We start from the raw sequence: 13,932 nt of genomic DNA, 5'->3' as shown, positions 1-13,932 counted from the left end.
CTACGGTTATGGCGAACGCGAGGTACTCCCAGCTCGGTGGCTTCCTGCGTTCGCGACGCGAGCGGATCCGCCCCGAGGAAGTCGGGCTCGCGCCCGGCCCGCGGCGCCGCGTCCCCGGTCTGCGTCGCGACGAGGTCGCCGTTCTCGCCGGTGCCTCGGTGGAGTACTACACCGAACTCGAGCGCGGTGCCGGTTCGCAGCCCTCCGACCAGATGCTCGCCGCGCTCGCCCGCGCCCTGCGCCTCAGTCGCGACGAACGCGACCATCTGTACCGGTTGGCGAACCGCCCGATCCCGCACCAGGGCGGGACGGCGGCACACGTCCACCCCGCGATGCTCGACCTGCTGACGCGAATCGACGGGACCCCGGCGATGGTGAGCACCGACCTGCACACCGTTCTGGTCCAGAACCCACTCGCCATCGCGATGCTCGGCGACCTGTCCGCGCACCACGGCCGCGCGGCGAGCTTCATCTACCGATGGTTCACCGACCCGACCGCGCGGCAGATCTACCCGCGGGAGGACCTCGCCCCGCAGTCACGCTCGTTCGTCGCCGACCTGCGCGCGGCAGTCGGGCGACGCAGCCCAGGAGACACCGAGGCGACCAGGCTGGTGGACGAGCTACTGCAGCAGTCGCCGGAGTTCCAGGCGCTTTGGGCCGACCAGGACGTGGAGGTGCGCAGAGACGAGCGCAAGCGAATCGTCCACCCCGCCGTTGGCCTGCTCGACCTCAACTGCCTCAGCCTCTTCAGCGAGGACGGCCGCCAGCGTTTGCTCTGGTTCACCCCACGTGCCGGGACCGACACCGCCGAGAAGCTCGCGCTGCTGACCGTCGTGGGCACACAGGCGCTGCAATGCGAACCAGTCCGATGAACCGATCGAGCAGGTACCGGGTGACGCCTGGCGGGTGATCCGTTTCGCGCCGCCGGTTCCGGCGCACAGCACGCACGTTCGGCATACCCGCACGCCGGCGATGTTAGAAGTCTGTTGAAATTCGCGGCGCCGGCGTGAGAGTTCTGTGAGAAGCCCTTTCCTTCGCGTGCCCACGGGAAGTCCAATACTCGCTGCCCGTCGGCGATGACGAACAGAGAGGACATTCCGATGACCCTGGGTGACGCAGCTCCCGCCACACGGGGTGCCGACCCGACGAGAACCACGCGGGTCGCACCGCTGAACTGGCTGACCGCACGAAATCTTTCCGATCTCGGCGAGCTGACCGCACGCTGGCTCGAGGGCACCGTCGCCACCGGGCCCGCTTTCGGCGGGGCGCTGGACGAACAGACCCGGACAATCGCACCACGGCTGGCCTCGATCAACCGCCGCGGCCTGGTGACCCTCGCCTCCCAGCCCGCTCAACGCATTGCGGACGGATACGGCAGACGTGCGTTTGTCGAGGGGTTCATCGACGAACCCCGCGCGCTGACGGTCAGCCGCATGCTGCTGGGCACGGACATCATTCTTCTCATCAGGCCCCCGGCATGGTCGGCGACGCACAGGAGCATCCGGCCCGCGCGACCCGCCGAAATCACGGTCGAGATCAGCGCCGGCATGCCACTCACTCGGGCCGGAAACTGCCATACCTATGCGGACATCAAGTATCTCTACGGCATGTGCGGCGGATGCAGCCGGCGCGCCGTGGCGAGCCTGGGTCATGCCTGCCAGGTCACGGCCATCGACCCCGTGTGGGGGCGTCCGGACTATCTGTGGGAGGCACTGAGCCTCGCCCTGACATCGACCGGGCCGGGCCGCCCACCGGCGAGAGCGATCATCGCACCCCGCTGACACGCTGAGGCAGGCCCATCTGTGYGAGAACTGCCCGCCCCAACGGCTCGCCTGGATCGCCGAGGGTCTCAGGGAGATCGAAGTGGTTCCGGCCGGGCACCACGAGATCGACCGGCGCGGTGCCGTATTCGGTCAGTGCCGAGAGGAACTGCCGGTGCTGGGCGGCGAAGGCGGACGTCTCGTTCTCGCCCCGAGCGATGACCAACGATGGGAGGGAGCCGGTTCCGCGGAGCCGGTGGACCGGGCTGTTGCGGGCCGCCTCGGCGGCGGTGAGCCTGATCTGCTCACCCACGTACGTGTGGCGCAGCGGTTCCAGATCGTAGATCCCGCTGAGCAGGCAGGCACCACGGATCACGCCGGTGGGGCGCAGCGGGGCGGGGAGCCATCCGTCCACCAGGCACATCGCGGCGAGATGGGCCCCGGCGGAGGAACCGCTCAGGAAGATCCGCCGAGGGTCGACACCCAGCGGGGCGGCATTCCGAAACAGCCACAGCACGGCCTCGCGGACCATCGCGACGATCTCGTCCAGCCGGTTCGCTGGCGCGAGACCGTAGCCGAGCGCGGCGAAGGCCGCGCCGCGCGAGACGAAGTCCGGAGCGGCGAAGGACGACTCGGCCGCGCTCAGCTCCTGCCAGTAGCCCCCGTGGATGAACATCTGCAGCGGCGCTCCGGGTTCGGGACCGGGCACAGCCGCCGGCAGTGCCGGCAACACGGGCAACGCGGGGAAGAAGTGCAGAATCCGGTCGGGGCCGGGGCCGTAGGGGATCTCCCGCCAGGCCAGGTCGGCGCGGGCCCGGGCCGAACCGTCCGCGTACCCGCGCAGGCAGGCCCGCAGGTCCGGCACGGTGAGGCTGGGCGAGTACGCCCGGTCGCGCAGGGCTCGTTCACCAGCCGCGTCAGAGTCAGCCGCGTCGGAGTCAGCCGCGTCGGCGTCGGTCATACGGGGGCCGGTCATGCCGGGGCCGGGCCACTGAAGCAGGTTCGCGCTTCCCAGAGCTCCGGGTAGAACTTCAGCTGGGCCCGGCCCGCCAGGTACGTCGCGCCCGCGCTGCCAGCCGTCCCGGGTCTCACCCCCAGCTGTCGTAGCACCGTCAGCTGATGGCGCTGACGCCAGCTCGACCACATCTGATCGTGGCCGATCAGGGCTTCGGAGAGCTCCCACAGCTCGCTGTACCGATCACCGCCGGCGGCGATCTCGCACAGCGCCGCGGATCGCTGCGACGCGGTGGCGGCGGGGAAGCCGGCGCTGGTCAGCAGGACGACGAAGGCGTCCCACAGATCCGGTTCGGCCAGCCGCCGGCTCAGCCGCCGGTGGTCCTCGGCGGTCAGCCAGCCGGCCCGGGCCAGCCAGCCGTGGTCGTCGGCGCCGGAAAGGAACTCGATCTCACGGAACTGTGCCGACTGGAAGCCGCTGGACGTCCCGAGCGAGCCGCGGAACTCCAGGAAACCGTGCGGGGTCATCGTGTCGACGACATCGATCTGGTTCACCAGCACGCGCTCGATCTCATGGCAGCGGCGCAGCCGCAGGCGGGCGCGGTACGTGTCGCCGCCGAGCATTCTGTCCCGGACATCGGCCAGCTCGAACAGCAGAACCTTGAACCAGAGCTCGTACACCTGGTGAACGGCGATGAAGAGCAGTTCGTCGTGGGCGACCGGAAGGCTCCTGCAGCGCTGCTGGTCGAGCATTTCGGTGAGACGAAGATAGCCGGCGTACGTGAGACCGTCGTCCTGGCCGACCGAAGCCTGATCGACAGAAACCTGGCCGACAGAAACCTGGCCGGCAGAAGGCTGCACGATGGCGATGTCCTCACTCGATTCCATGGGCGGCGAAGGTCTCTCTCACTGCGGGAAGGTCGAGAACACCGGCGGATTCGCACATACGCCGGGTGGCCTGCGCGACCGTGCCGATCCGGCTGGTGGTGGCGGTGCCGCCGTAGACGTCCCGGAGCACGCTGTCGGCGGTGGATTCGTCGAGGCCGGCGAGCAGGAGGGACGATCGGACGGGGGCGGCGTCCCAGGCGATGCAGGCCTCGATCAGGGGTGGCAGCGCGTGGCCCACCCGGGTCCGCAGGGCGGGTTCCAGCTGAGACCACAGCAGGTGGAAGAAGCCCGCGAAGAAACGATGGTGGCGACCCTCGTCACGGGCATGGTCCCGGGTGACGTCCCGGACCGCGGTGACCACCGCGGGATTCGTCGGAACCTCGTTGAGAACCGCGGTTATCAGCGTTTCGAACACGACCGTCTGCAGCAGGTGGGCGAGCACCGGCTCTTCGGGGAGAATGGTGTCCGCGGCCAGGTCGAGCTGTTCGACGAAACCGCCGTAGTCCCACCGGGGAATCGGGATCCCGGTGACGGTGGCGATCTGGTCGGCCAGGTCGAGGCTGTTCAGGGAGTGATAGCCCTCGTCGCAGTAGATCCTGTAGGCGTCCAGCCGGTGGGAACGGGGCACCTCGAAACCGAGCCGGTTACCGGCGATCAGCTCCGCACCGCGGTTCACGACCCGGGTTTCCAGCTCGGTGGCCGACAGCAGGAACTGGTACAGATGCCGGACGGTGAGTTCCCGCGACGCGGAGTCCGGCAGCGTACGGACGGCCTCGTGGGCCAGGTAGGGAACCAGCTCGGGGGGAAAGAACACCAGCCCCTCCTCCAGCTCCCGGTGGAAGGTCCGCCGGGTTCCGCCGCGCACCCCGGCCGCGTCGTACCAGTCCTTCATCGGCGCACCCGCGCCCGATCGGTGCGGCTTCGCCGTCATCGCGGGCCCTCGGCGCGCTCATACCGGCGGCCGGGGGCGGAACCGGACGCGAAAGCGGGCTCGGGCTCGGCCACAGATGCGGATGCGGATGCGGATGCGCGCAGGCTGCCGAGCAGGCGGGCGATGCGGTCGACGCCCTGCGACACGACCGCCGTCGAGGTCGCGAAGCAGAGCCGGAACCAGCCCGGATCCGGGCTGGCGAAGAGGCGGCCCGGCAGCACGTTGACGCGGGCCTCGTCGAGGATCCGCGCCCACAGCTCGTCCTCGGCGGCGAAGGTGGGCTCGGTCAGCCACCCGCGCAGATCGACCCACAGCGAGAAACCCGCCTCCACCGGGACGAAGGGAAGGCCCGCGGCCGTCAGCAGACCAGCCGCCGAGCCGTAGGCGCGACCGAGCCGGCGACGGCTCTGGGCGAGGAAACMGGCCACCCACTCCCGGTCGGCGAGCAGGTCCCGCAGCAGGGCCTGGGTGTCGGTCGAGGTCGCGGCGAAGTAGGCGAGCGCCCGCGCCGCGGCGCAGACCTGCGGGTCCGGGCTGCACAGGACGCCGATCTTGAGGCCGGGCAGTCCGAAGTCCTTCGCGAAGCCCCACACGACGTGGACCCGTCCGGTTCCGGCCGCCCCCACCTCGGGGTCGAGGGCGCTCACGAACCCGCTGTTGTCACCGAACACCGAGTTCGCGTAGATCTCGTCCACGACGACGTCCACCCCGTGCCGCGCCGCGACCGCCACGATCTCGCGCAGGACCCGCGGGGGCAGGACGTGACCGACCGGGTTGCCGGGTGACGCGAGGGCCACGGCACGGACGGTGACCCMACCTGCCCGCGCCTCGGCCAGGGCTTCGTCCAGCACGTCGGGCGCTACCTGGAAGCCCTGGTCAGCCCGCACGGGCACGGGTAGCAGCCGGGCTCCGGAACGCCCGACCAGATCGACGTCGAACGCGCTGTAGTAGGGGGCGGGCACGACGATCGCCTCGCCCGGGTCGCACAGGACGGTGGCGATGACGTCGAGGGCACCGGTCACGCCGCTGACGACGACGAGGTGGTCGGGGTCGATCTCCGTCCGGCAGACGCCGGTGAGGAAGCGGGCGAGCTCCTGACGGAAGGCGTCGGTGCCGTGCAGCGGGCCGTAGTGGGTGTCCGCGGCGGTCAGCGGCCGGCGGGCGGTCAGCCGCGGGGCCAGCAGGTCCCAGACCAGGCGGTTCTCCGCCGTCCCGAGGTTGATGTACCCGTCGGGGCGCAGCCGCGCGTCGTAGGGGTACGCCTCGGCGCGGAAGTGGGCGACGGCGATCGCCGGTGGCTGGGCGGCCAGCGCCGCCGCGCGCCTCGACACCATCACAGACCCACCGGGCGTCGACCCGGGGCCTCGTAGGCTTCCGCTCCGGTCTCCGCTCCCGTCTCCGCGTGCCGCCCGGTGAGCTGCCGCCCGGTGAGCAGCCCCGGATGCACGCCCAGGCCCATCGACGCGTCGACGACCGCGCCGTGCAGAACACCGGAGCCGTCGGCGCACAGCCACCACACCAGCTCCGCGATCTCCTCCGGCCGGATCAGCCTGCCCTTCGGCAGATTCGCCTCGAGGTCGAGCCGGGCCCGCGGCGACAGCCCGTCAAGCGTGCTTTCCCGCAGCATCGGGGTGTCGACCGCGCCCGGGCAGACCGCCATCACATCGACCGGGGAATGCGCCGTCTGGGCCGCGAGATGGCGAGTGAGGTAGGTCAGCGCCGCCTTGCTCATTCCGTCGACGATGTCGAAACCGGGAAACTGGGCCAGGCCGCCGCCGACACTGGAAATATTGATGATCTTCCCGTGGCCGCGCTCCAGCATCCCCGGCAGAACCTGCCGGATCAGCCACAGCGGGCCGATGCTGTTGATCCGCAGAAACGCCTCGTCCCGGTCGAGTGGATCCGCGACGTACCGGTCGATGCTGCGGGTACCCACAGCCGCGTTGTTGACCAGTACGTCGACCGGCCCGGGGAGCGCCGCGAGCAGGCTGTCGTGGCTTTCCCGCTCCCCCTGGCGGAACTCGAAGGCACGCACCTCGCCGCCACTGCCGCCGCGCAGGTCCTTCGTGATCGATTCCGCGGCGTCCCGCCTGGAGTGATAGGTGAACCACACGTTGTCCCCGGCGCGGGCGAACCGCGCCACGGTGGCCAGCCCCACTCCACTCGACCCGCCGGTCACCAGAACGTTTCGCGGCATCGCGTCCTTTCCTGAGGCATCGCCAGGGGCCGGGTCTGCCATGCCCCGCGATCAGGGCACGCAGGAACAGGCGGGTCGGACGAGGCGTGCCGTTCGGGCCGAAAACGTGTCGGCTGCGACGACACAGGTGATCCATATCCGCAGAGGCGAACTCTAGCAGCAGTTTTGCTCCGCATCTGCGGATTCGTGACCTGCGAAGCAGCAGTAGCACCGCTGGACAGCGCGGCCACCCGGCGCCATCCTAAGCGGGCGCTTACCTAAGGCGCCCACCAAAGCTGATCACGGATGGGAGACGGTCGCATGCCTGAGGCAGTCATCGTCGCTGCGGCTCGCACGCCGATCGGTCGCGCGGGCAAAGGGTCCCTGAAGGACCTCCGGCCCGACGACCTCGCGGCCTTCATCACGCGGGCCGCCGTCGAGAAGGTGCCCGGGCTCGACCCGAACAGCATCGACGACCTGCTCCTCGGCTGCGGGCTGCCCGGCGGCGAGGCGGGCAACAACATGGGCCGCGTGGTCGGCGTCCTCAACGGGTGGGATGCCGTTCCCGGCGCCACCATCACCCGTTACTGCTCGTCCTCGGTGCAGACCACCCGGATGGCCTTCCACGCGATCAGGGCCGGGGAGGGCGACATCTTCCTCTCGGCCGGCGTCGAGACCGTCTCCCGGTTCGCCAAGGGCACCTCCGACCACATCCCCGACACCGTCAACCACCTCTTCGACGACGCGCAGACACGCACCGCGGCGACGGCCAAATCCAACGAGACCTGGCACGACCCGCGCGTGGACGGGCTGCTCCCCGACGTCTACATCGCGATGGGCCAGACCGCCGAGAACGTCGCCACGCTGCGCGGCATCTCCCGCCAGGAGATGGACGAGTTCGCCGTCCGCTCGCAGAACCTCGCGGAGAAGGCCATCGCGGACGGATTCTGGGCCCGGGAGATCACCCCGGTCACCACACCGGACGGCACCGTCGTCACCGCCGACGACGGCCCCCGCGCGGGCGTGACCTACGAGGCCGTCTCCCAGCTCAAGCCCGTCTTCCGCGAGAGCGGCACCGTCACGGCAGGCAACTGCTGCGCGCTGAACGACGGCGCCGCGGCGGTCGTCGTCATGTCCGCCAGCAAGGCCGCCGAGCTCGGCCTCACCCCGCTGGCCCGGATCGTCGCCACCGGCGTCTCCGGCCTCTCACCCGAGATCATGGGCCTCGGCCCGGTGGAAGCCTCGAGGCGGGCACTCGCCCACGCGGGCATGACCATCGACGACATCGACCTCGTGGAGATCAACGAAGCCTTCGCCGCACAGGTGATCCCGTCCTACCGGGACCTCGGCATCGACATCGACCGGCTCAACGTCAACGGTGGCGCGATCGCCGTCGGCCACCCGTTCGGCATGACCGGCGCCCGCCTGCAGAACACCATGCTCAACAGCCTCGACTGGCACGACAGGACGACCGGTCTCATCACGATGTGCGTCGGTGGCGGCCAGGGCATGGCCCTCATCCTCGAACGCCTCTGATCCCTCGAACACCCCGGCCCGCGAACACCCCCGGCCCGCGAACACCCCCGGCCCGCGAGCGCCTCCGGCCCGCGAACGTTTCGGAGCACGGGACTCGGCCGGTGAAGGCGAGTCCCGTGCTCAGAGCGTGAAAGTGAGCGCCAGCGCGCCGGCGACCAGCACCGCGGCGGAGAGCACGTAGCGGGAGACGAACGTCCAGCACTGGACGGTGCCCGCCGCCGTGCCGCTCACCGCGCGCAGCTCGACGTACGGTTCGGGACCGCGCAGATACCAACCGGTCACCTCGACGTCCTCGCCGACGAAGGAGCTGGCACGGGTGGCTCCGAACAGCAGGCCGGCCCCCGGCAGCGGATTGTCGTATTCGAGGGTCACGATCCCGCTGCCGTCGTCGAGAACCAGATCCGATGAGGCCACGAATCCGCCTCGGCCGACAATCGTCCCCCGCAGCCTGACCGGTATCGCGGAGACCGGGCCGGCGTCGAGGCGGTCCAACAGGTCGGCGACCCGCGCGACCGGCTCCGGGGTGCCCAGCGGCGCCCGCAGCGTCGCGCGGATCACCAGCAGCACCCCGGCGGCCGCCACCAGCGCGGAGACCAGTGTCAGGTTGGCCTGGCCAGGATCGCCCTTGAAGGCGAGGAAGGCGGCGCCCAGGCAGAGCCATCCGCCGAAGTGCACCGGCAGCTCCGCCAGGAACTGCGCTCGGGCCCGCAGGCGCTCCTCGGCACTCGCCTGCGCCGCGGTCCGCACCCCGCGCCACACCCGAGGAGCGCCGGGCAGGCCACTCGCCTCCAGGGCCGCGATCCGGGTCGCGACCAGCGGATGGGTGGACAGCAGCTCCTGCCAGCGGGCCCAGGGGCTGGTGACCTCGAAGCGCAGCGCCCGTACCAGCCGCTCCGGTGGCAGCTGCGGCCCGGCCGGGTCCAGCGACGGCGCCGAGCCGGCACTGGCGATGCCGAGCGCGCCGACCGCTCGGGTCCGGCCCTCCTTACGGGCCAGACGCCGGGCCTCCCGATGGTGGTCGTTCTCGCGGAGGTCCGCGACGCGCTCGGCGAGAGCCCGGTCCCGCTCCCCCATCCCGTACACGATCTTCACCAGCGCCGAGCACAGGGCGTCCCCGTCACCGGTCGCCGCGCAGGAGGCGTGATCGGCTCCGAGCTCCCGGGCCCGGGAAAGGCCGAGCAGCGCCAGCTCGGAAATCAGGTAGACGACGAATCCGAGGATCCTGACCGGGTCGTTCCCGCCGGACTGGTCGCCACCGCGCGCTCCGGCCGTGACGTAGTACAGCAGGGCCGGCACCACCGACGCCGCCGTCATCACCGCGAAGTCGCGGTTGCGGATGTGGCCGATCTCGTGCGCCACCACGGCTTCGACCTCGCGGTCGTCAAGGCGGTCGAGCAACCCGCGGCTGATCCACACCCGGGCGCCCCGCCGCGTGTGGYCGAAGGTGAAGGCGTTCGGGTCGCCGTCCTCGACGATGCCGAGCCGGACCAGCGGAACTCCGGCCAGCTGGCACTGCCGGGCGACCATCGTGGCGACCGGCTCGTCGCTGAGATACCCGTCCTCGCCTCGTGCCAGCTCGTGCGCCGGCACCAGCCATTCCACCAGCCGCGGCCCCACCAGGAACTGCACGACGGCGAGGACCGCCACCACGGCCAGCGGCACGAGGAAAGGCACGGGGGTGAAGAAGGTGAGCAGCCAGCAGCCCACAATCAGTACGCCGCCCAACAACGACAGCCCGGCCGCCGAACGCCGCCAGACATACCCTGCCACGCCCGCCCCCTGAACTTGCCCGAGCATACAAACGGGACTGCCGAGCCGAGTAACGCTACTGCGAACCGGATCCGGGCGCAGCAGAATTGCGCAGCTGAATTCGCGCACTGTCCAGTGGCGCCGCGGTGGGACGGGTCAGGTTGTCGCCGCCCAGGACAGTCGCAGGTTTACTCCGCGTCCAGCACGATGCCGTTATGTCTGACGCCGACGTTCATGTCGCGGACACCGTCCAGTGGTCCTGCGGTGGTCTGATGCGTTTTGCCCCCGACAACCGTTGATGGGGGCTGTTCGCGCAATCGGAGGAAGCGTGGCCGCTGGTAGTGCTCATGGCGTCGGGCCGGCGACGGTCCGTCGCGGATGGGGGATGATCGCCGTCGCGGTGCTGGTCGCCGTCGCGGTGGTGATGGGCTCGACCCGGCCCGCCATGGCCGCCGACCCGCCACCGGCCAGCTTCACGGTCGACATCCCGCTCCCCGACAACTGGGACCACGCGACGGCACAGGCCTGGGCGGACGACCTCAACACCCGCCACGCGCTCCTGAGCGACTCGATCAAGGAGCAGCTGGACGCCTACCGGGCGGACCTGCCGGGCGCGCCGACCGAGACCTGGCACGACTTCGACGGCTCCGCCGCCGTGACGGGCTCCGGACTGTCGCTCACGGTTCAGGTGAACGAGGTGCAGGCAACCGACCTCGAGTGGCTGCGGGACATCGGCCTCCTCCTCGCCACCGCCGCGATGGTCTATGCCATCCGTTTCGCCTGTATGGCCGCTGCCACCGGACCGCTGGGGGCGGCCGCCCCCGTGCTCTGCACGCCGCTCGGCGGATTCTTCGGGACGCTCATCGGCGGTGCGATCAGGAACGCGGTCACCGGCCAGCTGCACAACTGGAAGGCATGGGCCATCGTTCTGGGCGCCGCCGTCGGGGCCGCCGTTCTGGGCTACGGCTGGGAAGGCTGGCTCAACCCCCTGGTCAAGGCGCAGGGCCCGAACTGGATGGCCTCGGCCGGTGGGGTCCTGCGCAATCTCGGGCAGAAGATCAAATTCTGGGCGCCCGCGACCGGGGATGCGATCGCCAGCACTGGTGACGGCCTGGCCGCGAACGCCGACGACATCGCGCTCGGCATCGTGGAGGGTGTGGAACAGGCGGGCGCCAACCCGACGAACCTGCGCGTGCTGCCGCTGGGTGACTCGATCACCTACGGCGTGGGGACGTCGGACAACTCCAGCTACCGGGCCAGGCTGTGGAGCCTGCTCGACCCCAGGGTGGACGACCTGGACTTCGTCGGCTCGGTGGATACCGGCCAGCTGCCCGACACGGACAACGAGGGCCACCCCGGCTGGACGATCAGCCAGATCAGCCAGATCGCGGCCTGCACGGTCCGCACCTACCAGCCGAACATCGTCACGCTGCACATCGGCACGAACGACATGGCGCGCAACGTCTCGGTGGCCGGTGCCCCGGACCGGCTGCGCACCCTGCTGCGCAGGATCTTCGAGGCCGCCCCGAGGACGACGGTCATGCTCGCCACGCTCATTCCGTCCACGACACCGGCGACCATGAACCGCATCCAGGCGTACAACGCCGCCATCCCGGGGATCGCGGCCGAGTTCCGCGCCACCGGGCGGATGGTCCACGTGGTCGACATGGGCGCGGTCACCCCCGGGGACATGACCGACTCGTTGCATCCCAACGCGACCGGTTACCGGAAGATGGGCGACGCCTTCAACGGCGCGATCAACGAGATCCTGACGAAGGGCGGGTTCGGCGTCACGCAGCCGGCCGACTTCTTCGTCGACGCCTGCGGTGGGACGACGGGCGGCGCCGGTGGCACCACCGGGGCCGTCGACCCGTCAGCCAACCTTGACAACGGCTGGAGCCCGATGGGGGTCGTCGCCTCCGGCGCCGGACCGCGGGCGCAGGTGCGGTTCGCCGACCTCAACGGCGACGGTCGGGACGACTACCTCCTCGTCGGTGACCAGGGCCAGGTCCAGGCCTGGTTCAACACTCCCGGTGGCAGCGGTGGCATCTCCTGGCAGTCGAGGGGCCAGGTCGCCTCGGGCTCCGGCCCGCGTGACTCGGTGCGCTTCGCCGACATCAACGGTGACGGCCGCGACGACTACCTCGTCGTCGACAGCGCGGGTGTGGTGCAGGGCTGGCTCAACGTCCCCGGCGGGGGCGGCGGGGTGTCCTGGGACTCCCAGGGCGTCGTCGCCACCGGTGTCGGCGCGACCCGCGACGAGGTGCGCTTCGCCGACATCAACGGTGACGGCCGCGACGACTACCTCGTCCTCGACGGCGCGGGCGTGGCGAAGGGCTGGCTCAACAACCGCAGCGCGAGCGGGATGTCCTGGGGCTACGCCGGTGTGGTCGCCGCCGGTGTGGGTGCGACCCGCGACGAGGTGCGGTTCACCGACCTCGACGGTGACAGCCGCGACGACTACCTGGTCGTGCAGGCCCAGGGCCAGGTGCGGGCCTGGTTGAACACCTTCAGCGAGTCCGGCGCGGGCTGGCTGGTCCAGGGCGAGATCGCCGGCGGTGTCGGTGCCTCCCGGGCCGACGTCGAGTTCGCCGACCTCACCGGCGGCGGCAGCAGCGACTACCTGGTGGTCAACAGCACCGGCCAGGTCACGGCGTGGCGCAACGACGTCTTCGGCCAGGAGGACCGGTGGGACTACCAGGGCACCGTCGCGAGCGGGGTCGGCGCCACCCTGCCCGAGGTGCGGTTCGCCGACCTCAACGGTGACCGCAAGGACGACTACCTGGTCGTGAGCGAGCAGGGCGCGGTGCGGGCCTGGCTGAACAACCGTGGCGGCAGCGGCTCGCCGTGGACCTATCTGGGCCAGGTCGCCGCGGGGGCCGGGCCGCGGGAGTCGGTGCGCTTCGCCGACCTCAACGGCGACAACCGGGACGACTACCTCGTGGTCAGCACATCAGGGCAGGTGCAGGCCTGGTTCAACGCCGGCAGCGGCAACAGCGTGTCCTGGCAGGCCAAGGGCGTGGTCGCCGCGGGCTCCGGGGCTCGTGACACGATCCGGTTCAGCGACATCGACGGCGACAACCGGGACGACTACCTCGTCGTCGGCACCGGTGGGCAGGTGCAGGCCTGGCGCAACGTCGCCGGCGGCAGCAGCGGGGTGTCCTGGCAGGCCCAGGGCGAGATCGCCGCGGGGGTCGGCCTGCCCGCCTCGATGATCACCTTCGCCGACATCGACGGCGACCGCCGGGGCGACTACCTGGCCGTCAGCGAGAGCGGACGGATCTGGGCCTGGCGGAACAACCGCGGCGGCGGCGGCGCGACGTGGCTCACCCAGGGTGAGATCGCGACCGGCGTCGGCGCGACCCGCGACCAGCTCCACCTGACCGACTACAACGGTGACGGCCGCGACGACTACCTGGTGTCCGACAGCGCGGGCGTGGTCAGGGGCTGGACCAACAACGGCCTGGTACGCAAGGGCTGACACTCGCTGACGACAGGGCCGGCCGGACCGCTGATATCGCGAGCGGTCCGGCCGGCTCGGTGTAGGGCCACTCCGGCCACTCCGGCCACTCCGGCCGATGCGCCGGACTCCGGACTACACGCCGCGGAAGCGGTTGATTGCCGTCAGGTGACGAGCCCGGGTCTGCTCGTCACGAACACCCAGCCCCTCCTCCGGCGCCAGACACAACACCCCGACCTTCCCCTGATGCGCGTTGCGATGCACATCGAACGCCGCCTGCCCCGTCTCCTCCAACGCATACACCCTCGACAACGTCGGATGGATCAACCCCCGCGCCACCAACCGGTTCGCCTCCCACGCCTCCCGATAGTTCGCGAAATGCGACCCCACGATCCTCTTCAGACTCATCCACAGATACCGGTTGTCGTACTCGTGCATGAACCCACTCGTCGACGCACACGTCACGACCGTCCCACCC

The 13,932-nt window shown here is 70.6% G+C and carries 10 protein-coding genes and 1 pseudogene; 4 read left to right on the top strand and 7 right to left on the bottom strand.

The annotated features are described in order from the left end of the window. Positions 1 to 8 precede the first annotated feature (8 nt). Positions 9 to 872, top strand: coding sequence for a helix-turn-helix transcriptional regulator (locus CcI49_RS00055; RefSeq protein WP_054564413.1), 864 nt, complete (start codon positions 9 to 11; stop codon positions 870 to 872). A gap of 228 nt (positions 873 to 1,100) precedes the next feature. Next, the gene (locus tag CcI49_RS00050; protein WP_054564414.1) at positions 1,101 to 1,781 is read left to right on the top strand and encodes a hypothetical protein; all 681 of its coding nucleotides are present in this window, start codon (positions 1,101 to 1,103) and stop codon (positions 1,779 to 1,781) included. Here the strand turns inward: CcI49_RS00050 and CcI49_RS00045 are convergent. The 5 genes from CcI49_RS00045 to CcI49_RS00025 are packed head-to-tail and all read right to left on the bottom strand — an operon-like array spanning position 1,765 to position 6,730. Then, positions 1,765 to 2,721, bottom strand: a complete 957-nt coding sequence (locus CcI49_RS00045; protein ID WP_076823588.1) for an alpha/beta hydrolase — start codon at positions 2,719 to 2,721, stop codon at positions 1,765 to 1,767. The genes CcI49_RS00050 and CcI49_RS00045 overlap by 17 nt on opposite strands. 11 nt (positions 2,722 to 2,732) lie before the next feature. After that, a complete protein-coding gene (locus CcI49_RS00040) occupies positions 2,733 to 3,602 on the bottom strand; it encodes a tryptophan 2,3-dioxygenase family protein (protein WP_083472965.1) in 870 nt (289 codons plus the stop codon). Next, on the bottom strand, positions 3,589 to 4,533 hold the full coding sequence (locus tag CcI49_RS00035; protein ID WP_241839829.1) for a diiron oxygenase: 945 nt from the start codon (positions 4,531 to 4,533) through the stop codon (positions 3,589 to 3,591). The genes CcI49_RS00040 and CcI49_RS00035 overlap by 14 nt, the downstream gene beginning before the upstream one ends. Further along, complete coding sequence (locus tag CcI49_RS00030) at positions 4,530 to 5,867, bottom strand: aminotransferase class I/II-fold pyridoxal phosphate-dependent enzyme (protein ID WP_083749219.1); 1,338 nt, start codon at positions 5,865 to 5,867, stop codon at positions 4,530 to 4,532. The genes CcI49_RS00035 and CcI49_RS00030 overlap by 4 nt, the downstream gene beginning before the upstream one ends. After that, a complete protein-coding gene (locus CcI49_RS00025; RefSeq protein ID WP_076823666.1) occupies positions 5,867 to 6,730 on the bottom strand; it encodes an SDR family oxidoreductase in 864 nt (287 codons plus the stop codon). Before CcI49_RS00025 ends, CcI49_RS00030 begins: the two co-directional genes overlap by 1 nt. A gap of 300 nt (positions 6,731 to 7,030) precedes the next feature. Here CcI49_RS00025 and CcI49_RS00020 point away from each other — a divergent pair, with 300 nt between their 5' ends. Beyond that, positions 7,031 to 8,245 carry an acetyl-CoA C-acetyltransferase gene (locus CcI49_RS00020; RefSeq protein ID WP_076823587.1) on the top strand — a complete coding sequence of 405 codons (1,215 nt, stop codon included), beginning with the start codon at positions 7,031 to 7,033 and terminating at the stop codon, positions 8,243 to 8,245. A 120-nt stretch (positions 8,246 to 8,365) separates the two neighbouring features. Here the strand turns inward: CcI49_RS00020 and CcI49_RS00015 are convergent, their stop codons facing one another. Continuing rightward, positions 8,366 to 10,015, bottom strand: a complete 1,650-nt coding sequence (locus tag CcI49_RS00015) for a zinc metalloprotease HtpX (RefSeq protein WP_241839828.1) — start codon at positions 10,013 to 10,015, stop codon at positions 8,366 to 8,368. A gap of 364 nt (positions 10,016 to 10,379) precedes the next feature. Here CcI49_RS00015 and CcI49_RS00010 point away from each other — a divergent pair, with 364 nt between their 5' ends. Beyond that, positions 10,380 to 13,475, top strand: a complete 3,096-nt coding sequence (locus tag CcI49_RS00010; RefSeq protein ID WP_076823585.1) for an FG-GAP-like repeat-containing protein — start codon at positions 10,380 to 10,382, stop codon at positions 13,473 to 13,475. A gap of 114 nt (positions 13,476 to 13,589) precedes the next feature. Here CcI49_RS00010 and CcI49_RS00005 read toward each other — a convergent pair. Then, a pseudogene (locus CcI49_RS00005) lies at positions 13,590 to 13,932 on the bottom strand (zinc-binding dehydrogenase); the annotation flags it as partial.

The sequence above is a fragment of the Frankia sp. CcI49 genome (genome assembly GCF_001983215.1).
In the GTDB taxonomy this organism is placed as follows: Bacteria; Actinomycetota; Actinomycetes; order Frankiales; family Frankiaceae; genus Parafrankia; species Parafrankia irregularis.
This window is presented reverse-complemented; position numbering and strand designations above follow the sequence as displayed.